Raw genomic sequence first — 20,005 nt, 5'->3', positions numbered from 1 at the left:
AGGCCGCGCATTCGCCGCCGCCGCGAGCTACAGTTCGGGCCATGCGCGCCGCCATCACCCTTCGCCGACTTGCCGCCCTGGCACTGGGCGCCGCCTCGTTCTGGCTCGCCGGTTGCGTGAGCCTGCCGCCGGGCAAGCCGATGCCCGTGGTCACCGCCTTCCCGGCCGCGCAGGTGTCGCAGACCGAGCTGGGCCAGCTCGCGGCCAAGGGCACGCCGGGCGGTTCCACGTCGCTGTCGGGGTTCCGGCTGCTGCCGGAGGCGGCCTTTGCATTCGACGCGCGCATCTCGCTCGCGCGGCACGCCGAGAAGTCGCTCGACGTGCAGTACTACCTGATCCAGAAGGACGACGTCGGCCTGCTGTTCCTCAAGGAACTGCGCGAGGCGGCCGCGCGGGGCGTGCGCGTGCGCCTGCTGGTGGACGACCTGTACACGGCGGGCGAGGACGAGGTGTTCAGCACGCTGTCGGCGTTCCCGAACATCGAGGTGCGGCTGTTCAACCCGCTGCCCTCGCGCGCCAATTCGCTGTCGACGCGGCTGCTGATGTCGCTGACCGACTTCGGGCGCATCAACCACCGCATGCACAACAAGCTGCTGGTGGCCGACAACAGCTTCGCGGTGTCGGGCGGCCGCAACATCGCCAACGAATACTTCATGCGCAGCACGGCGGCGAACTTCATCGACATGGACGTGCTGTCCAGCGGCCCGGTGGTGCGCCAGATGTCCGAGGGCTTCGACCGCTACTGGAACAGCGAGCACGTGCGCCCCATCGAGCAGGTCGCGCCGCTGCGCCTGCCGGTGGAAGAAGCGCAGAAGCGCTTCGACGCCATCGCGCGCACGGCGGTGCCCGACGTGGCCATGCACCAGCGCGACGTGCTCAACAAGTCGCCGGTGGGGCAACAGCTCATTGCCGGCGATGTGGAGCGCTACTGGGCGCCCTCGACGCTGTTCGTGGACGACCCCGAGAAGATCACGCGCAAGCCCGACGCGGCCTACGTCGGCAGCGTGACCGAGGGCGCGCTGAGCGTCATCAACTCGGCCAGGCGCGAGGTGAAGATCGGCTCGCCGTATTTCATTCCGGGCGCGCACGGCATGGCGATGATGAAGAAGGCCATCGAGCGCGGCGGGCGCATCACGGTGATCACCAATTCGCTGGGCGCCACCGACGAGCCGCTGGCCTACGCGGGCTACGAGCGCTACCGCGCCGACATGCTGAAGGTCGGCGTCACCATCTACGAGATCGCGCCCACGCTCACCGGGCGTTCGGGGCGCTTCGGCGACTTCGGCAAGTCGATCAGCCGGCTGCACGCCAAGCTCGCGGTGGTGGACGACGAGCGCTTCTTCGTCGGCTCGATGAACCTCGACCACCGCTCGGCCGCGGTCAACACCGAGATGGGCCTGGTCATCGACAGCCCCGAGCTGGTGAAGGACTACGACAAGCTCATGAGCGGCGAGCGCATCAACCTCGGCTACCGCCTGCGCCTGGGCCCCGACGGCCGGCGCGTGCAGTGGCTGGAGTACGACGACGCGGGCGGCGACATCGTGCATGAAGACGAGCCCGGCGAGTTTCTCTGGCTGCGCTTCAAGAACTGGCTGCTGCTGCCCATCGTGGGCGAGGAACTGCTGTAGCAGCGCCCCCGGCCGTCACCGCCGTGTAATACGGTTTGCACATTGGCCCTCTAGATTGCGTCGTCCCACGACGCATAACAAACAGAGGGTTCCTTCATGCACGCCATGCCCGCCTTGCCGCGCGCCTTTTCCGACTCGCGGGGGCCGCGGCTTGCCGTTCTCGCCGGCCTTGTGGTCGCCGCCGCCACCTTGCTGCAGGCCTGCAATGGCGGCAGCGACCCGCAGACGGTCGTTCTCGGGCCGCCGCCTGCACCGGCGCCCGCGCCGCCGCCGCCCGATGCCGCCACCGTGGACACCAACCTGCAGGCCACCTGGGTCGAGATCGGCGACAACAACGCGGCGATCGCGCGCGTCATCACCAGCTACACCGCGCCGGCCGCCGCCATCACGGCCGACGCCAATGCCATGTGCCCGCAACTGACGGTGGACGGCAAGGCCACGCGCATGAAGTTGCGCATCGGCGCCGGCACCATGGCCCTGCGTCCCACGGCCAGCGACCCGGTGGATTCGAAGCCTTCCGCCTTCCCGGTGTCGACCTGCGAGGCGACCTTGCCCGCCGGCGCGACGCAGGCCGCCATCGGCAGCCGCGTGCTGCCGCTGCCCAAGGCCGAGCCGCAGCGCGTGCTCGTGCTGGCCGACACCGGCTGCCGCATGAAGAAGGCCGACAACGCCTTCCAGCCCTGCAACGACACCGGCGTGTGGCCGTTCGCGCCGATCGCCGCCACGGGCGCGGGCTTCAACCCCGACCTGGTGCTGCACATCGGCGACTACCACTACCGCGAAAACGCCTGCCCCGGCGACATCGCAGGCTGCAAGGGCAGCCCCTGGGGCTACGGCTGGGACACCTGGCAGGCCGATTTCTTCGCGCCCGCCGCACCGCTGCTCGCCAAGGCGCCCTGGGTGCTGGTGCGCGGCAACCACGAGGAATGCGCGCGCGCCGGCCAGGGCTGGGCGCGCTTTCTCGATCCGCGTCCGTACACCGACAAGCGCTCGTGCAACGACCCCGCCAACGACGACAGCGGCAACTACGCCGACCCGTATGCCGTGGCGCTGGGCACGGGCTCGCAGGTCATCGTGTTCGACTCGGCCAAGGCCGGCAAGGTGGCGCTGGCCACGAACGATCCGCAGTTCATCGCCTACCAGAAGCAGTTCCAGGCGGTGAGCACGCTGGCCGCCAAGCCCGGCATGACCACCACGATGTTCACCAACCACCATCCGATCCTGGCCTTCGCGCCGATCGCCGGCAAGAACCCGGCGCCGGGCAACCTCGCGCTGCAATCGGTGATGAACAGCATCAACCCCACGGCCTACTACCCGGCCGGCGTGCAGGTGGCGCTGCATGGCCACGTGCATGACTTCCAGGCGCTGAACTTCTCCACCGACCACCCCGCCACGCTCGTGACCGGCAACGGCGGCGACAACCTCGACGTGGCGCTGCCCGACCCGCTGCCGGCCGGTGCCACGCCCGCGCCGGGCGTGACCATCGACCGCATCACGCACAACAACAGCTTCGGCTTCATGCTGATGGAGCGCAAGGCCGCGCCCGGCGTGGGCTGGAACTTCAAGGCCTACACGGTGGCCGGCAAGCTGCTCGCCACCTGCGCGCAGACGGGCAGGACGCTGGCTTGCGACAAGACCGGCCTGCTCACGCCGTGACGACGGCGCGCGCGAGGCGCCGCGGCCTGCTGGGCGCAGGCCTCGTGCTGGCGGCGGCCTGCGCGGGCTGGGTCGGCGGCACCCTGGCCGCGCCCGATGCGCGCACCGCGCAGATCAACCCCGGCGGCCCCCGAGCGTGGTGATCGAGCACATCGGCGCCACGCCCAAGCTCACCGAGCGCGTCGACGCGACGCTCGCCACGTTCCGGCCCGACCCGACGCTGGCCGCACTGGGCAAGCGCATCTTCTTCGACACGCGCTTGTCGCAGCCGCAGGGCCTGTCGTGCGCCGGCTGCCACGACCCGGTGCGCGCCTTCACCTCGACGCTGAACGCGCCGTCGCTGGCCGGGCCGCGCACGCCGCAGGGCAGCCGCCCCGGCCACTTCAGCGCGCGCACCGCGCCGTCGCTGCTGTACGTGCGCTACGTGCCGCGGCGCCATTTCTACCAGGACGACGATGCGCCTTTCGCCTCGCCGTTCGGCGGCCTGTTCGCCGACGGCCGCGCCGACACGCTGGCCGAGCAGGCGCGCGGGCCGCTGTTCGATCCCGACGAGATGAACAACGCCTCGCCGCGCAGCCTGCTGCGCAAGCTGCGCGGCACCGACCTCGCGCCCGCGATGTCGCTGGCCTTCGGCGCGAAGGTGCTGCAAGACCCGCAGCGCGCGGTGCAGGGCATCGGCCTGGCGCTGCAGGCGTACCTGCAGAGCGACGAGATGGCGCCCTTCAGCTCGCGCTTCGACGACTACCTGCGCAAGCGCGCGCCGCTGAGCCCGACCGAGATGCGCGGCCTGGCGCTGTTCAAGAACCCGGACAAGGGCAACTGCATGTCGTGCCACACCATCTCGGACACCGCGAGCCGGCCCGAGCGCTCGCTGTTCACCGACTTCGGCTACGACGCCATCGCCGTGCCGCGCAACCTGTCGCTGCCCGCCAACCGCAACCGCCGCTACTTCGACAACGGCCTGTGCCGCACGGCCGCGCGGCTGCGCTGGCCCGAGCCGAACCAGTGGTGCGGCTACTTCCGCACGCCGGGGCTGCGCAACGTGGCGGTGCGCCAGAGCTTCATGCACAACGGCGTGTTCACCACGCTGCGCGACGCGGTCGCCTTCTACGCCACGCGCTCGACCGACCCCGCCAGGTGGTACCACGGCAAGCCGACCTTCGACGACGTGCCGGCGGCCTTCGGCGACAACATCAACGTCAACTCCACGCCGATGAACCGCCGCCCGGGCCTGCCGCCCGCGCTGACCGACACGGAGATCGACGAGATCAGCGCGTTCCTGGGCACCCTGACCGACGCGCCGTATGTGGCGGCCATGCCGAAGCCGACGGCGAAGTAGCGGCCGTTGTCGCCCGATGTCATCTGCCGGGAGGACAGGTGCGTTACATTTCTAGTAGAAATGTGAACTTTTGTCACTGCAAACGCCCTCTGGAGACCTCGACATGACCGTTCCCGTGCCGCGCGAGTCGATTGCGCCGCTTTCCACCAGCCGTCGCCGTGCGCTGACCGGACTGGCCGCAACCGCCGCCGCCGCGGGCCTGGGATTTCCGGCGCTCGCACAGACCCGGGCGGTTCGCGTCGGGACCACCTTCGACAACAGCAGTGTCGAGAAGGCCAACGGGCAGGGGCTCTACCAGGGGTCGAGCGCGTTCTTCAATGCGCTGAACAAGGCGGGCGGCATCAACGGCACCAAGGTCGAGCTGGTGATGGCCGACGACACCTTCAAGCCCGACGTGGCCAAGGCCAACGCGCTGGCTTTCGAAAAGGACAGCTCGGTGCTCGCGCTGGTGCACCCGCTGGGCACGCGCCAGACGGCCGAGGTGATGGACGCGGTGCCCGGCATGGCCGTGGTCGGCCCCATCACCGGCACCATCTCGCTGCGCAAGAAGGCCTCGCCCAACACCTTCTGGGTGCGCGCCAACTACGACCAGGAAGTCGAGAAGCTCGTGAGCACGGCCGCCGTGCTGGGCCAGAGCCGCATCGGCCTCGTGCATTCGGAAGACCCGCTGGGCCAGTCGGTGCTGGCCGCGTTCAAGAACGCGCTGGCCAAGGCCAAGCTGGAGCCGGCGGTGATTGCCACCACGCCCAACACCACCAGCATGGAAGTCGGCCCCGCCGCCGCCGCCATCGCCAAGGCCAAGCCGCAGGTGATCGTGGTCGGCCTGGCCGGCACGGCGCCGGTGTTCCTGAAGGCACTGCGCGAAGCGGGCAACAGCAGCTCGGCCTACGGCCTGTCGATCACGGCCAGCGCGCTCGCGGCCATGGGCGACCTGGCGCGCGGCCTGGGCTTCGTGATCGTGGTGCCGTCGCCGTACTCGACCAAGTACGAGATCGTGCGCCGCTACCAGGCCGACATGGTGGCCAACGGCGTCAAGGAGTTCTCGCTCACGAGCCTGGAGGGCTACATGAACGCGGCCGTGCTGGCCGAGGGCATGCGCCGCGCCGGCGGCTCGCTGACGCGCGCGCGGTGATGTCGGGCCTGGCGAGCATCGAGAACTTCGACCTGGGCGGGGTGAAGATCAACTACGGCCGCACCAACCGCGAAGGCGGCCAGTTCGTGGACGTGGCCGTGATCGGCAGCCGCGGGCAGATGCTGAGCTGACCCTGCGGCGGGCGGCGGCCTGCCGTCAGGCGGCTTCGTCTTCAGCGATGCCCACGCCGAGCAGGCCTTCGAGCAGGCCCTTGTCGGCCGCAAGCGCCGCGCTCGGGCCGGTGTGCACCACCGTTCCGCGCTCCAGCACGATGGCCTTGTGCGTCATCTCCAGCGCCAGCACCGGGTGCTGCTCCACCACGATCGACGCCAGCCCTTCCGACTCGCACAGCCGGCGAATGGCGGCGGCCAGCTCTTCCACGATGATCGGCGCCAGGCCCTCCATCGGCTCGTCGAGCAGCAGCAGCTTGGGGTTGGTCATCAGCGCGCGGCCGATGGCCAGCATCTGCTGTTCGCCGCCCGAGAGCTGGTTGCCGTAGTTGCCGCGCCGTTCGCGCAGGCGCGGAAAGAAGTCGTAGACGCGCTTCAGGTTCCAGCCGCCGAGCCGCGAGATCACCGTGAGGTTTTCTTCCACCGTGAGCGAGGGGAACACCTCGCGCTCCTGCGGCACCCAGCCCAGCCCCGCGCGCACGCGCTGGTGCGACGGCCAGCGCGTGATGTCCACGCCCTGCCAGCGGATCGCGCCCTGCATCACGCGGGTGTTGCCCATCAGCGTTTCCAGCAGCGTGGTCTTGCCCACGCCGTTGCGCCCGAGGATGGCCAGGCTCTCGCCCTGCTGCAGCGAAAAGTCGAGTCGGTCGAGCACGACCGCGTTGCCGTAGCCGGCGGTGACACGGTCGAAGGCGAGTGCTTCAGGCATGGTGGTGCGAACTTCCCAGGTAGACCTCGCGCACGCGCGGGTCGGCGCCGATTTCCGAGGGCGTGCCCTCGGTGAGGATGCGTCCGCCGACCAGCACCGAGATGCGGCGCGAAAAGCGGAAGACGAGCTTCATGTCGTGCTCGATGAACAGCACGCTGATGTCTTGCGGCAACGCCGCGATGGCCTCGAACAGCTCGCCGCTCTCGTCCTCGGGCACACCGGCGGCGGGCTCGTCGAGCAGCAGGATGCGGGGCTTGGCCGCCAGCGCCAGCGCAATCTCGAGCAGGCGCTGCTTGCCGTAGGCCAGCTCGGCCACGGGCACGTCGGCCAGGCTGTCGAGCTTGAGCGCGCCCAGCAGCGCATGCGCCTCGTCGAACACGGCCGTGCAGCCCTTCAGCGGCCGCCACCAGGTGGCGCCCAGCCCTTCGCGCTCGCTGATCGCCAGCACCACCGACAGCAGCGGCGTGAGGCTGGGGAACAGCGTGTTGATCTGGAAGGTGCGCGCCAGGCCCAGGCGCGCGCGCTTGTCGCAGGACAGCCGCGTGAGCTCGCGATCGCCCATGTGGATCGTGCCGCTGGTGGGCTTGAACACGCCCGTGAGCAGGTTGATGAGCGTGGTCTTGCCGGCGCCGTTGGGGCCGATCAGCGCCTGCCGCGCGCCGGGCTCGAGCGAGAGATTCACTTCGCTCACGGCCTGGAACGCGCCGAAGCGGATGCCCAGGTTCCGGGTGCGCAAGGTGTGGGTGGTGCCCGAGCTCATCGCGCCTTCCCCGCCGACGTGCGAACGAAGCGCGACAGCGCCCCCATGATGCCGCCGCGCCCGAGCATGACGGCCGCGATCAGGAAGATGCCGAGCCAGAACATCCAGTACTGCGGATTCATGTCCGCGAACCAGTCGTGCACCAGCATGTAGACGATGGCGCCGATCATGCCGCCGTACAGGCGCCCGGTGCCCCCGAGCACGAGGATGATGAGCACTTCGGCCGAGCGGTTGAAACCGATCGACTCGATGCCGACGAACTGCGTGGTCTGCGCCAGCAGCGCGCCCGCCACGCCGGCCACGGCGGCCGAGAAGGCATAGGCCATGCGCAGCCGCGCTTCCACCGGCGAGCCGATGGCGAGCATGCGCTTGCGGCTGTCGTGGATGCCGCGCAGCGCCAGGCCGAAGGGCGAGCGCAGCACCAGCCGCACCAGCAGGAACATCGCCAGCACCACACCGAAGGCATAGCAGAAGGCGGTCTTGCCGTAGAGGTCGAAGTCGAAGAAGCCGAGCACGGGCGCGATGACCACGCCCTGCAGGCCGTCGGTGCCGCCGGTGATGCCCGAAAGCCGGTTGGCGATTTCGAACAGCAGCACGCACACGCCGATGGTGATCATGAGCCGCGTGAGGTCGGCGCCGCGCACGACGAGGTAGCTCAGCACGTAGCCGAGCACGCCGCACACGGCGAGCGCGAACAAGAGGCCGGTGAAGGGCTCGCTCCAGCCGTACTTGGCGAGCAGGCCGGCCGCGTAGGCACCCGCGCCGAAGAAGGCGGCATGGCCCACGGTCAGGATGCCCGCGTAGCCCAGCGCCATGTCGAGCGACACCGCGAACAGGCCGAAGATCATGACCTGGCTCATCAGCGTGAGCTTGTCGGGCAGCAGGAAGAAGCTGGACGCGAGCGCGACCCAGAAGACGGCTTCCGCGGCGCGCAGCTGCGCGGGAGAGGCGGTGAAGGCTTTCATGCGAGCCCCTTCTTGGCGACGATGCCGTTGGGCCGCACCAGCAGCATGACGATCATGAAGACGTAGATCAGAAAGGCGCCTGCCTCGGGCAGGTAGTACTTGCCCGCCACGTCGACGATGCCGACGAGCAAGGCCGCGATGAACGGGCCAGTCACGGTGCCCGCGCCGCCCACGCACACCACCATCAAGAAGTAGACGAGGTACTTGAGCGGGAACGACGGCTCCAGCCCCAGCATGCCCAGGCTCAGCGCGCCGCCCAGGCCCGCCAGGCCGCAGCCCAGCGAGAAGGTCAAGAAGAACAGACGCTGCACGTTGATGCCGGTGCCGCCCGCCACGCGCTGGTTGTCCACCGCCGCGCGCACCATCGCGCCGTAGCGCGTCTTGCCCAGGCCCAGCAGCAGCGCGACCAGCACCGCCACGCCGCAGACGATCAGGAACAGGCGGTAGCGGCCCACTTCGAGGCCGCCCAGCAACGACACCTGGCCGTCGAGCGCCGGCGGCAGCGTGAAGGGCTGCATCGTCGGGCCGAAGAAATACGTGAACGCGGCGATCGACACGAACACCACGCCGATCGACAGCAGCACCTGGTCGAGCGGGTGCGCGCGGTACAGCCGGCGGTAGAACACGAACTCCAGCACCGCGCCCACCACGGCCGCCGCCACGAAGGCGGCCGCCATCGAGAGCCCGAAGCCGAGCCCGAAGTGTTCATCAGCACGGCGGCCACGTAGCCGCCCACCATCGCGAAACTGCCGTGCGCGAGGTTGACGAAATTCATGAGCCCCATCGTGATGGACAGGCCCACGCCGATGAGGAACAGGAGCATGCCGTAGGCCACTCCGTCGAAGATCACGATGCCCATGACTTTCCTGTTGTCGTCGTCGTCGCTGCCGATGCTTACTTGGCTTCCTTCGCCGGGTCCTTGACGCGGTCGAACTTGTCGAACTCGACGTTCACCAGCTGGCCGTTCACGCGCTCGGTCTTGCGGATGTAGACGGTCTGCACGATGTCGCGCGTGACCGGGTCGATCTCGATCGGGCCGCGCGGGCTCTCGAAGCTCAGGCCCTTGAGCGCGTCCATGAACTTGTCGCCGGCGGTGTCGCCCTTGGTCTTGGCCAGCGCGAGGTCGATGGCGGCCATGGCGTCGTAGGCGGTCACGGCGAAGTAGCTGGGGCGCAGCTTGGCGCCGTTGTCGGCGGCGAAATCCTTCACGAACTTCTGGTTCTTGGGCGAGGGGTGCGCGAACGAATAGTGGTGGCTGGTCACGAGGCCCAGCGCCACGTCGCCGGTGGCGTCCAGGTAGCTGTCGTCGGTGGCTTCGCCGGTGGCGTAGAGCTTGATGCCCGCCTGCTCCATGCCGCGTTCCTTCCAGACCTTCAGGAAGGCCGGCGGCATCACGCCCGAGGGGAAGAAGAAGAACACGGCCTGGGGCTTGGCGTCCTTGATGCGCTGCACGTAGGCCGAGAAGTCGGGGTTGTTCATCGGCGTGCGCACTTCGCCCGACACCTTGCCGCCGCCGGCGGTGAAGGTCTTCTTGAAGGCGGTTTCGGCGTCGACGCCCGAGGCGTAGTCGGCGACCACGGTGTAGGCGTCCTTGATGCCTTCCTTGAGCATGTAGCGCGCCATCGGGTCGGTCACCTGCTGCACGGTGAACGACAGGCGGGCCACGTAGGGCGAGCTGGTGGTGATGGCCGAGGAGGCGGCGTTCATCACGATGGTCGGGATCTTGGCCTGCGTGGCGATGGCGCCCACGGCGTAGGCGTTGGGGCTGAAGTCCAGGCCGGTGAGCACGTTCACCTTGTCGCGCACGATCAGTTCCTGCGCGATGCGCTTGGCGGCGTCGGGCGCGGGGCCGGCGGTGTCTTTCTTGATGATCTCGACGGTGCGCCCGCCGACCTTGCCGCCGTGCTCTTTCAGGTACAGCGCGATGCCGGCGTCGAACTGGCGGCCGTAGTCGGCGTAGGGGCCCGAGTAGGTGGCAATGAGGCCGATGCGCAGCGGCTCGTCGGCGGCCTGGGCCGTGGCGCCCAGCAGGCCGAAGCCGGCCAGCAACAGGGTCGACAGGAGGGTTCTCTTGGTGATCGTCATGGGCGTCATTTGGAAAGGCCTTTCAGGTGGAATGGATGCGCCGCGCGGGCGCCGCTGTCGTGTAACCGGATGTGCAACGCGAGCGATGATGCCCGAGCCGCGCGTCAGATCTGGGTATCGGGCACGCGCACCGTGAGGCCATCGAAGGCCGCGGTGATGTTCAGCTGGCAGCTCAGGCGGGAGCCGGGCTTGCGCTCGGAGGCGACGGCGTCGAGCAGCGCGCTCTCCATGTCGTCGGGCGGCGGCAGCAGGTCGATGAAGGCGTCGTCCACGTAGACGTGGCAGGTGGCGCAGGAGCAGCAGCCGCCGCACTCGGCGTCGATGCCGCGCACGTTGCCGCGAATGGCGGTTTCCATCACGCTGGCGCCGACCTTGGCGTCGACGTCGCGCGTGGTGCCGTCCTTGAGGATGTAGTGGATCGTGGGCATTGTTGTTCTTGGGGGCTCGGTCAGAACATGTCGAAGTACTCGCGGTGTTCCCACTCGCTGACTTCGAGGTTGAAGCGGGCGATTTCCGCTTCCTTGATGTGGCAGAGGTAGTCGACGAAGGTCTTGCCCATCTGCGCGTTGAGCATCTCGTCGCGGCGCAGGCAGGCCAGCGCATCGCTCAGGGAGCGCGGCAGCTGCTCGGCCGGCGTTTCGTACGGCGCGTCGGCCGAGGGGCCGGGGTCGGTCTTGTGGCGGATGCCGTCCAGGCCCGAGAACAGCTGCGACGCGAGGTACAGGTACGGGTTGGCCGTGGGCTCGCCCACGCGGTTCTCGATGCGCGAGGCGTTCTGCCCCACGCCGCCGAGCACGCGCAGCATCGCGCCGCGGTTGTCGCGCGCCCAGATCGCGCGGTCGGGCGCGAGCGAGAAGGGGCGGTAGCGCCGGTAGCCGTTGATGGTGGGGCTCGCGAGCGCGGCCGCGCCGCAGGCGTGCGCCTTCAGGCCGCCGAGGTAGTGCATGCCGATCTCGCTCAGGGTCTGGCCCTCGACTTCGGGCATGAACGCGTTCACGCCGTCGCTCTTGCGGCGCAGCGACTGGTGCAGGTGCCAGCCGCTGGACATCACGTTCGGGATCTTCGGTCGGCACATGAAGGTGGCATGCAGCCCGGCGCGCTGGCAGATCTGCTTGATGGCGCTGCGCAGCAGCACCATGGTGTCGGCGGGCATGACGCCGGCGGTGGGGCCGAAGGTCAGCTCGAACTGGCTCGGGCCGAACTCGATCTCGAGCGAGCGCAGCGGCAGGCCGAGCGCGATGAGGTTCGAGCGCAGCAGTTCCATCAGGCCGTCGACGCGGTCGTAGCGCAGCTCGGTCAGGTACTGGTGGCCGTGCGACAGCAGCGACACGCGCGGCGGCTCGCCGGGCTGGCCCGAATCGGCCAGGCCCATGCGCGCGTCGTCGAGCTTGAAGACATGGAACTCCACCTCGAGGCCGGCGATGAAGTCCAGCCCGAGTTCGTCGAGCTGGCGCACCGCGCGCTGCAGGATCTGCCGCGTGGCGAAGGGGCAGGGCTTGCCGTCGGCCATGTAGGCGTCGCACAGGATCCAGCCGGTGCGCGGCGACCACGGCAGTACCTTGAAGGTGGCGGGGTCGGCCACCACGGTGAAGTCGGCGCCGCCCTGCAGGCCTTCGATGGCAAAGCCGCCGCCTTGCGTGAACACCGGGAACACGGTCTTGTGCGAGGTGTCCTTGGCCAGCAGGGTGGACGTGAGGTTCACGCCCTCCCACAGGGCCGAGCGCGCCTCGCCGGCCACCAGCGTCTTGCCGCGCAGGATGCCGTGCTGGTCGGGCCAGGCGAAGCGCACGAGGTCGACCTCGCCGCTGTCGATGCGGCGCACCAGTTCCCTGGCCTGCGCGTGCTGGTCGTCCGACCAGAGGCCGAAACGGTCGACGAATGTGTGGCTGCTCATGGCGTACTCAGGCAGCCAGGCGTGCGCAGGCCCAGTCCGACTTCAGGCGGCGCGCGCGGTCGGCGTCCTGCCAGTAGGCCTCGGTGGCGGCCTCGTCGCTGACGTTGCGCCCGATGCCGTCGATGGACGGCGGGCCGGTCATGGCGCTGGCCTGCGCGGCGTCGATGAGCATCGGCGCGGTCTCGCCGGCGAGCGTGGCCTCGATGGCCTTCACCAGCACGCGGCGGTAGGCAATGATGCCCTTGTCGGTGCTGCCCAGGTGCTCGCGCGTGCGGTCTTGAATGGCGCCCTGCGACTCCACCGCCCACTGGTCGTGCACGTTGATGTCGTCGCCCATGCCGGTGTAGGTCTCGGTGGCCTGTTCCTCGATGCTGTAGCCGTAGTTGTTGCGCTTGTTCTTGCGCGAGGTGTAGTCGGGCAGCTCGTAGAGCTTCAGGCGCTGGTCGCGCATCTGCTGCTTGTCGACCGGGCCGGTGAAGCTGGTGAACACGGCATACCAGTAGCAGTGCGTGTCGTCGACCGGCACGTGCCACTGCGAGATGGTCATCTCGGCGCTCATGGGGATCACGAAGGCCTGCGGGAACACCACGTTGGTCACGCGCACGTGGGTGGTGTCTTCGCTCAGCTTGCGCAGGGCCTTCAGGCGGAAGCCGTAGTCGGTGGGCTCCACGCTGATGTCGGGGCGGTCGTACTCGCGCAGCACCTTGGTGATGGGCATGTCGGAGTCGGCCGAGGCGCCGCGGAACTGCTTGCCGTAGCTCTCGGAGGTGTCTTCGTCCTCGAAGAAGCGGTGCAGGTACGAGGCGTGCGCCGGGTCGATGCCCACTTCGAGCGCCTGCAGCCAGTTGCACTCGAACAGGCCCTTGAACGCGAAGGTGTGGCTGTCGGGCGCGACGAAGCAGTCGAAGTCGGGGAAGGCGGGGGGCTCGCCCTCGCCGATGTACGCGAAGATGGTGCCGGCCTTCTCGACCACCGGGTAGGCCGACTGCTTGATGCGGCTGCACAGCTTGCTGGTGGGCGGCTCGGCCGGGGTTTCCAGGCAGTTGCCCTTGGCGTCGAACAGCCAGCCGTGGAAGGCGCAGCGGATGCCGCCGTTCTCGAGCCGGCCGAAGGCGAGGTCGGCGCCGCGGTGCGGGCAGTCGCGGTCGAGCATGCCGAGCTGGCCGTTCTCGTCACGGAACAGGACGAAGTCCTGCCCCATGAGCTTCACCGGCTTGACCGGGCGCGGGCCCGCCAGTTCGTCGGCCAGGGCCACCGGTTGCCAGTAGCGGCGCAGCAGCTTGCCGGCGGGCGCGCCGGGACCGACGCGGGTGATGAAATCGTTTTGCTCGGCGCTGATCATCGTGCGGGCTCCATCGTGGGTTCTGTGGACTGAGGCTTGCAGGCATTGCATGCAACTGTATGCATTGTCTTGGTGATCCTCGGCCCAGGTCAAACTTTCATCTGCTGATTCGCCCTGTAATGGGGCATGGAATGCCAAAAATCAGGGTTAACGCTGAGCGTAACGTCGGTTTTTGACACTTGATTACACGAAGTGCATGCAACAAGCGAGCCAGCATAAATATGCTGCGTGCAATGGCGGGCGCGTCTCCTAGAATTCGCCGATGGACTCCCAACAATCCCGCGTGCTCGTGCAGCTGCGCGACATGATTCTCAAGGGCGAATTCGTGCCCGGAGAGCGGCTGGCCGAGATCCCGCTGGCCGAGAAGCTCGAGGCTTCGCGCACCCCGGTGCGGCTGGCGCTGGCCAGCCTGGAGCACGAAGGCTGATCGAGCAGTCGCCCTCGGGCGGCTACCAGATGCGCCGCTTCACCTCGCAGGAAGTGGCCGACGCCATTCGCGTGCGCGGCGTGATCGAAGGCTTTGCCGCCCGCCTGCTGGCCGAGGACGGCGCGCCGCGCCAGCTGCTGCGCGACCTGAAGGACTGCCTGGACGCCGGCGACCGCGCGGTGAACAAACCCAGCATGGAAATCGACGACTACGCGGCCTACGTCGAAATGAACGACCGCTTCCACAAGCTGATCCTCGAAGGCTGCGGCAACCTCGCGCTCAAGCGCGTGATGGACATGCTGGGTGGCCAGCCATTCGCCGCGCCGAGCGCGATGCTGCCGATGCAGTCGTCGATGGAAGAGGGCCAGCAGTGGATGCGCCAGGCGCACCGCACGCACCACGCGATGGTGCAGGCCATCGAGCGCGGGCAGGGCTCGCGCGCGCAGGCGCTGGGCGAGGAGCACGTCGAGATCGCGCGCATGAACCTCGACTACGCGCTGGAGCGGCCCGAGCTGGCGGCCGAGCTGATGCCGGGGATTCGCCTCGTTTCCAAGGGGCGCAGCGCCTGAACGATTTTGTCGAACTGCTCAGTCTGTAAAAGACCGAGCGGTATTTCGGCGAGCATGCCGTCTGGTTGACGACGCCCAAGACTAGAATTTCCGGCATGAATGCCGTTTCCCCCGCCAAGAAGACCTCGTTCAAGGAGCAGATGCTCCAGGCCCGCGAAGAGGCCATCGTGCAGACCGCGAACCGGCTGCTGGCCGAAAAGGGCTTCGAGTCGATGACGGTCGACGAGGTGGCGGCCGCGGTGGGCATTGCCAAGGCCAGCCTCTACAAGCACTTTCCCAGCAAGGAAGACCTGGCCGCCGCCGCGATGGTGCGCATCATGCAGCGCACGCTGGATTTTCTGGCGTCGGTGCCGGCCGAAGACAAGCCCATTGCCAAGCTGCGCGCCGTGGTGCGCTGGTCGATGCAGGTGCAACTGGCCGGCGAGATGCCGTCGCTGCCGCACCAGAACTCCACGCTGCGCGCCGCGCTGATGAACAACCGCGCCTACCTCGACCGGCTGGTGACCATCAGCGACCAGCTCGGCGCGTGGATCCAGGCGGCGCAGGCCGACGGCTCGCTAAACCCGAAGCTGCCGGCCATTGCCGTGCTCTACACGCTGTTCGCGCGCGCCTGTGATCCGGTGCTGGGTTTCCTCAAGGCCGGCGGGCTGCAGACCGACGAGCAGATCGTCGAGCTGGTGCTCGCGACCTGCTTCGAGGGCATCGCCTCGCGCTGACCCGGCGGCTCAGCTGTTGAGCACGCGCCGGGGCGTCACCACGGCCTCGACCGCCCAACCGACCGCCAGCAAGCGGTGGTCGGTGTTGCCGATGCCGGCAATCATCAGCCCGACCGGCGCGCTGCCCGCCTCGTGGCAGGGCACCGAGAGCGCGCAGCCGTCGAACAGGTTCACCACCGAGGGGTTGCGCAGCATGCGGCCGTTGATGCGGTAGTAGGTGTCGTCGTCCTTCAGCACCTCGGCAATGGGCGGTGCGGTGTCGGGCGTGGTCGGCATCAGCATCGCGTCGTAGCCGGCGGCGGCCGTGTTGATCGAGCGGATGAACTGGCGGCGCAGCGCCTGCAGCTGCAGGTAGTCGGGCGCGGTGATGGTCTCGCCGGTCTTGATGCGGGCCAGCACGCGCGGGTCGTACTTGGCGGCGCCGGTCTTGATGAACTCGCGGTGCCAGGTGAAGGCCTCGGCGGCGGTGATCATGCCGCGCGGGTTGATGGTCGGCGCCTTCGCGAACTCGAGCATCGGCAGCTCGGTGATGGTGGCGCCCGCGGCGGACAGCTTGGACAGCGCGGCGGCGAAGGCGGTGGCCACGGCCGGCGACAGGTCGTCCTGGAAGAAGGTCTTGGGCACGGCAAAGCGCAGGCCGCGCAGCGGCGGCACCCTGATCGGGCGCGGCAATTCGCCGGCCAGCACGGCGTCGAGCAGGGCGCAGTCTTCCACCGTCCAGGCCATCGGGCCGGCCGAATCGAAGGAGGTCGACAGCGGCAGCACGCCGTCGAGCGGAATGCGCCGCTGCGTCGGCTTGAAGCCCACCAGCCCGTTGAGCGCGGAGGGAATGCGCAGCGAGCCGCCGGTGTCGGTGCCGATGGCGCCGGCGGCCATGCCGTCGGCCACGGAGATCGCGCCGCCGGACGTGGAGCCGCCCGGGATGCGGCCGGTCGCGCGGTCGAACACGTTCTTCGGCGTGCCGTAGTGGGGGTTGATGCCCAGGCCCGTGTAGGCGAACTCGACCGTGTTGGAGCGCCCGATGATGATCGCGCCCGCGCGCCGCAGCCGTTCGACCACGATGGCGTCGCGCGCCGCCGGCGGCTGGCCGGCCAGCACGGTCGAGCCGCCGAGCGTGGTGACGCCGGCTTCGTCGAACAGGTCTTTCAGCGAGATCGGGACGCCGGAGATCGGCGAGGCCGCCGGGCGGCCGGCCTTGCGGTCGGCATCGAGCCGCGCGGCGGTGGCGCGGGCCGTGTCGGCGTGCACGCGGATGAAGGTGCGCACGCCTTCACCGGCGGGGTTCTGGATGGCCGCGAGTGCTTCTTCCACCAGCTGGCTGCTGCTGAGCGAGTTGGCCGCGAGGCGGCGCGACAGCTCGACGATCGACAGCTGGCCCATGGCCTTGCCGCCGGTGTCGGGGGCTTGCGCTGGCGTCTGCGCGAACGCCCTGGGCCAGAAGGAGAGCAGGCCGGTGGCGGCTGCGGCGCCGGCCGACTGTTGCAGGAAAGTCCGACGTTGTTGTTGCTGTTGCGTCATGGCGCTCTCCTCCGGGTGGATGGGTGGGCCTCATGGCAGTCTACACAGCGGGCGGGGCCGGCGCGTTGCAGGCGGTTACTGTGTAACGCCGGCGCGGGTGGTGCTTTTTCAGTGCACCTCGATCAGCAGGTGGGGCTTGAAGCCTTCCTGCTCGCCGTTGCGCGCGTAGCCCAGCGGGTTGGCCACCACGCGGCAGCCGTTCTTCACGTAGTCGGACGGGCAGTGCAGATGGCCGTGCAGCCACAGCTTGGCGTGCGGAAGCAGCGCATCGAGCGCATTGCAGAAACCGGCCGTGCCCGGGGACAGGCCGTAGCGCGGATCGCCGCTGTCCAGGCTGGGCGCGAAGTGGGTGATGGCCACCGTGGTGCCGTCGAAGGGCTCGGCCAGTGCCTGCTCGAGCCAGGCCTGGCAGGCCAGCCCTTGCTCACGCAGCTGCGCGGCGAGGAAGAGTTCGCCGTTACGCATGGTGGCCGCTTTTTCAAGGTAGAAATCGGCCGCGCGCATGGCCTTGCCGCGTTTCTTGAGCGCCTCGGCCAAGCCGTCGGTGGGCTCGGCCAGCGCGTCGAAATCGGCCCAGAGGGTGGTGCCGATGAAGCGGATGCCGTCGATGACGCGGGTTTCGCGCTCCAGCCAGAGAATGTCGAGCTCTTCGCAGAGGGTGCGCAGGCGCTCGTGGGTTTCGTCGAAGTCGACGTTGTCGTACTCGTGGTTGCCCGGCACGTAGACCACGGGGGTCGGCCAGCCGTTGCGGGGCGAGAACCGGCCCAGGCCGAAGTCGGTGTCGGTCAGGCGGGAGCCCTGTTGGTAGGAGCCGATGTCGCCCGCCAGGATCAGCATGTCGGCGCCCGGCACGGGCTCGGCCTGGAAGCGGGGATGGGACTCCAGATGGAGGTCGGACAACAGTTGCAGCTTCATCGTCGGGCCAGTCTAGGTGAATTGCCCCATGCGCGAAGTGCATAAGGTCGGGCTTGCTTTCCTAGGGAAAACCCTTAATCTAAGGACATCAACCACTCAGAGCACGGCCATAAGCCGCGCAACACCATGTTCAGCCTCATCGCCCAAGTGGCACGTTTCTTCCGTTCCTCGACCGTCAATGCCCCGGCCAGCCACGCCGCCGCGCTGATGGAAAGCGCCGACATGCGCGCCGGTCGCGGAGCCCACCACGCGCAGGAACTGCGCGCCGCCGCCTCGGCGTACCTCAGCGTCGTTCGCTGACCTGCGGGCTTCTTCGGTCAGCCGGGCACCTTCTGCCCGAGGACCGATCCGGCGAAAGCCGCGGCTGCCGAGCGCAACAGCGCCGTGCGCAACCACTCATGAGAATGCCCGTGCTGGGCGCGCCGGTGCCAGATGGCGTCGACGTGCACCGGGGGCTGGTCGAAGGGCAGGTCGCGCAGCACCAGTTGGTCGTCGATGCCGGTCACTGTTACAAAGTGGCGCGGCAGCACGGTCAGCAGGTCTGAATTGGCGACCACCCGGCCCGCCGTGAAGAACTGGTTCACCGTCACCACGATGCGCCGCTCGCGCCCCAGCGCGCCCAGCGTCTGGTCGATGAAGCCGTAGGGCCGCCCCGAAAAGCTCACCAGCAGGTGCCGCGCCGCGCAGTAGTCGTCGAGCGTGAGCGGCGCATTCGCCAGCGGATGGCCCCTGCGCATCACGCACACATATTGACCCAGGTAGAGCCGCTGGGTCTCGAACGCAACCCCCACGCCCGACTGCCCGCGCGCCGCGAGGCTGGCGATCACCGCCGGGAAATAGCCGACCGCCATGTCGACCTCTTCGAGCTCGAGCATGCGGCGCGGGTCGCGCGTGGTCAGCGGCAGCACGCGCAGCGAGATGGCGGGCGCTTCCTTTTCAGCGATCTGCACCAGGCCTGGAATGAGCTCGGCCGCGGTGGCATCGGCCATGGCCAGCAGGAAGGTGGTGTCGGCGGTGGCGGCATCGAATTCGCCCGGGGCCAGCGTGTGCTGCAGCTGGCGCAGGGCGTCGCGCACGGTCGGCCAGAGGGCCAGCGCCCGGGGCGTGGGTTCGACGCCGGCGCCCGAGCGGCGCACCAGCTCGTCTCCCAGCACCTCGCGCAGGCGCCGCAGCGCATTGCTCACAGCCGGCTGGGTGATCGACAGGTTGCGGGCGGCGCGCGTGAGGTTGCGCTCCGCCATCACCTCGTCGAAGACGCGGAGCAAGTTGAGGTCGAGCGTGCGAAAGTTGACGTCCATCAGTGCTGTGAATGATAAACATCAGAAAGATAAAGTGGAAACGCACTAGGGTAAGCCCTAATATCACTGCATCGGCCTTGTTCGCCACCACTGTTAGCAACATCCCAGGAGGGATACATCATGACCAGCTTCGTTCACGTTGACCAACCTACCGTCCACCCCGGCGTGCGTCGCGCCGAAGTCCTGTTCGGCCAGATCCAGGCCGCACGCGCCGGCGCCAACGGCGCCCGTCCGCTCATCGCCCTGCTGATCGTCGCCCTGCTGATCGTCGCCATCGCGGCGGCCGTGCTGGTGGTGACCGACGTCCTCGTCTCCAACTGGAGCGAAGGCGGCCTGCTCGCTGTCTGGACCGTGTTCTGTGTTGCCGCGATCGCTTTGTTCGCGGTGTTTGCCGGCTCGGTCCGCAAGACCGGCATGGCTGGCCTCTGGCGCGCTGCTTCAGAGCGCCGTGCCGCGGCACGTGCCGATGCCCGTTTCCTGGAAACCGCCAAGAACGATCCGCGCGTGATGCAGGAACTGCAAGCCGCCGTGTGGCGCCAGCAATCGGAAGGCGCCGTGCCTGCCGCCGAAGCCGCCAAGATCGATGCGGTGGCTCGCGCGAACAGCTCGCGCTATTACTAAGACTGAGCAGCGATCTGCTGAATGAGAAAGCCGCCTTCGGGCGGCTTTCTCATTTGTGAGAGGTACATACAGCTCTTTGCCTGGAGTAGGGGAGTCGACAAGTCGGCTCTATATAAGAAGCCGACGTCGTTCCCTGGGGCTCGCTGCGCCAAAGTGAAAAAAGTCACGGGAGTTTGACGATGTCAGAAAAACCGTTGTATGATCGAAGGCTCGGCTGACAACGCATTCATGTGTTTCAAGCGATCAGGCTCTCCGGGGTTT

Annotated in this window: 19 protein-coding genes and 2 pseudogenes; 10 read left to right on the top strand and 11 right to left on the bottom strand. The window is 68.4% G+C overall.

Features of this window, described 5'->3' with window-relative positions:
* Positions 1-41 precede the first annotated feature (41 nt).
* From BMG07_RS14835 to BMG07_RS42150, 6 genes are all read left to right on the top strand, one after another.
* Positions 42-1,628, top strand: a complete 1,587-nt coding sequence (locus BMG07_RS14835) for a phospholipase D family protein (protein WP_198085215.1) — start codon at positions 42-44, stop codon at positions 1,626-1,628.
* Between the two features lie 96 nt (positions 1,629-1,724).
* The gene (locus BMG07_RS14830; protein ID WP_374221280.1) at positions 1,725-3,284 is read left to right on the top strand and encodes a metallophosphoesterase; all 1,560 of its coding nucleotides are present in this window, start codon (positions 1,725-1,727) and stop codon (positions 3,282-3,284) included.
* On the top strand, positions 3,281-3,427 hold the full coding sequence (locus BMG07_RS42155; protein ID WP_269758980.1) for a hypothetical protein: 147 nt from the start codon (positions 3,281-3,283) through the stop codon (positions 3,425-3,427). Before BMG07_RS14830 ends, BMG07_RS42155 begins: the two co-directional genes overlap by 4 nt.
* On the top strand, positions 3,421-4,623 hold the full coding sequence (locus tag BMG07_RS14825; RefSeq protein ID WP_374221279.1) for a cytochrome-c peroxidase: 1,203 nt from the start codon (positions 3,421-3,423) through the stop codon (positions 4,621-4,623). Before BMG07_RS42155 ends, BMG07_RS14825 begins: the two co-directional genes overlap by 7 nt.
* Before the next feature lie 103 nt (positions 4,624-4,726).
* On the top strand, positions 4,727-5,755 hold the full coding sequence (locus BMG07_RS14820; protein WP_269758979.1) for an ABC transporter substrate-binding protein: 1,029 nt from the start codon (positions 4,727-4,729) through the stop codon (positions 5,753-5,755).
* On the top strand, positions 5,752-5,886 hold the full coding sequence (locus BMG07_RS42150) for a hypothetical protein (RefSeq protein WP_269758978.1): 135 nt from the start codon (positions 5,752-5,754) through the stop codon (positions 5,884-5,886). The genes BMG07_RS14820 and BMG07_RS42150 overlap by 4 nt, the downstream gene beginning before the upstream one ends.
* Before the next feature lie 25 nt (positions 5,887-5,911).
* Here BMG07_RS42150 and BMG07_RS14815 read toward each other — a convergent pair whose 3' ends face one another.
* From BMG07_RS14815 to BMG07_RS14780, 8 genes and pseudogenes are all read right to left on the bottom strand, one after another.
* Positions 5,912-6,634 carry an ABC transporter ATP-binding protein gene (locus BMG07_RS14815; protein ID WP_198085214.1) on the bottom strand — a complete coding sequence of 241 codons (723 nt, stop codon included), beginning with the start codon at positions 6,632-6,634 and terminating at the stop codon, positions 5,912-5,914.
* On the bottom strand, positions 6,627-7,394 hold the full coding sequence (locus BMG07_RS14810) for an ABC transporter ATP-binding protein (RefSeq protein ID WP_198085213.1): 768 nt from the start codon (positions 7,392-7,394) through the stop codon (positions 6,627-6,629). Before BMG07_RS14810 ends, BMG07_RS14815 begins: the two co-directional genes overlap by 8 nt.
* Positions 7,391-8,359 carry a branched-chain amino acid ABC transporter permease gene (locus tag BMG07_RS14805; protein WP_198085212.1) on the bottom strand — a complete coding sequence of 323 codons (969 nt, stop codon included), beginning with the start codon at positions 8,357-8,359 and terminating at the stop codon, positions 7,391-7,393. The genes BMG07_RS14810 and BMG07_RS14805 overlap by 4 nt, the downstream gene beginning before the upstream one ends.
* A pseudogene (locus BMG07_RS14800) lies at positions 8,356-9,218 on the bottom strand (branched-chain amino acid ABC transporter permease). The gene BMG07_RS14805 and the pseudogene BMG07_RS14800 overlap by 4 nt, the downstream one beginning before the upstream one ends.
* A gap of 35 nt (positions 9,219-9,253) precedes the next feature.
* Positions 9,254-10,444, bottom strand: coding sequence for an ABC transporter substrate-binding protein (locus tag BMG07_RS14795; RefSeq protein ID WP_198085211.1), 1,191 nt, complete (start codon positions 10,442-10,444; stop codon positions 9,254-9,256).
* 104 nt (positions 10,445-10,548) lie between these two features.
* Positions 10,549-10,872: a 2Fe-2S iron-sulfur cluster-binding protein gene (locus BMG07_RS14790; protein WP_198085210.1), complete on the bottom strand. Its 324-nt coding sequence runs from the start codon at positions 10,870-10,872 to the stop codon at positions 10,549-10,551.
* Between the two features lie 20 nt (positions 10,873-10,892).
* On the bottom strand, positions 10,893-12,338 hold the full coding sequence (locus BMG07_RS14785) for a glutamine synthetase family protein (RefSeq protein WP_198085209.1): 1,446 nt from the start codon (positions 12,336-12,338) through the stop codon (positions 10,893-10,895).
* 7 nt (positions 12,339-12,345) lie between these two features.
* The gene (locus BMG07_RS14780) at positions 12,346-13,680 is read right to left on the bottom strand and encodes an aromatic ring-hydroxylating dioxygenase subunit alpha (protein WP_198085208.1); all 1,335 of its coding nucleotides are present in this window, start codon (positions 13,678-13,680) and stop codon (positions 12,346-12,348) included.
* Between the two features lie 262 nt (positions 13,681-13,942).
* On the opposite strand from BMG07_RS14780, the pseudogene BMG07_RS14775 reads away from it, so the two are divergent.
* A pseudogene (locus tag BMG07_RS14775) lies at positions 13,943-14,676 on the top strand (GntR family transcriptional regulator).
* Between the two features lie 95 nt (positions 14,677-14,771).
* Positions 14,772-15,392, top strand: coding sequence for a TetR/AcrR family transcriptional regulator (locus BMG07_RS14770; protein WP_198085207.1), 621 nt, complete (start codon positions 14,772-14,774; stop codon positions 15,390-15,392).
* A gap of 9 nt (positions 15,393-15,401) precedes the next feature.
* On the opposite strand, the gene BMG07_RS14765 is transcribed toward BMG07_RS14770, so the two are convergent.
* Both BMG07_RS14765 and BMG07_RS14760 read right to left on the bottom strand, forming a co-directional pair.
* The gene (locus BMG07_RS14765) at positions 15,402-16,910 is read right to left on the bottom strand and encodes an amidase (protein ID WP_269758977.1); all 1,509 of its coding nucleotides are present in this window, start codon (positions 16,908-16,910) and stop codon (positions 15,402-15,404) included.
* A gap of 108 nt (positions 16,911-17,018) precedes the next feature.
* On the bottom strand, positions 17,019-17,825 hold the full coding sequence (locus BMG07_RS14760) for a metallophosphoesterase (protein ID WP_198085206.1): 807 nt from the start codon (positions 17,823-17,825) through the stop codon (positions 17,019-17,021).
* 126 nt (positions 17,826-17,951) lie between these two features.
* On the opposite strand from BMG07_RS14760, the gene BMG07_RS14755 reads away from it, so the two are divergent.
* Positions 17,952-18,125, top strand: a complete 174-nt coding sequence (locus BMG07_RS14755; RefSeq protein ID WP_198085205.1) for a hypothetical protein — start codon at positions 17,952-17,954, stop codon at positions 18,123-18,125.
* Positions 18,126-18,142: 17 nt separating this feature from the next.
* Here BMG07_RS14755 and BMG07_RS14750 read toward each other — a convergent pair whose 3' ends face one another.
* The gene (locus BMG07_RS14750) at positions 18,143-19,123 is read right to left on the bottom strand and encodes a LysR family transcriptional regulator (protein ID WP_198085204.1); all 981 of its coding nucleotides are present in this window, start codon (positions 19,121-19,123) and stop codon (positions 18,143-18,145) included.
* 120 nt (positions 19,124-19,243) lie between these two features.
* Between BMG07_RS14750 and BMG07_RS14745 the strand changes: the two genes are divergently transcribed.
* Entirely contained in the window at positions 19,244-19,744 is a 501-nt protein-coding gene (locus tag BMG07_RS14745) for a hypothetical protein (protein WP_198085203.1), read from the top strand.
* Positions 19,745-20,005: the final 261 nt, after the last annotated feature.

It is taken from the genome of Variovorax sp. E3, from assembly GCF_016082275.1.
Lineage (GTDB): Bacteria > Pseudomonadota > Gammaproteobacteria > Burkholderiales > Burkholderiaceae_C > Variovorax.
The sequence above is the reverse complement of the archived record's forward strand: the minus strand, read 5'-3'. Positions and strand labels throughout refer to the sequence as shown.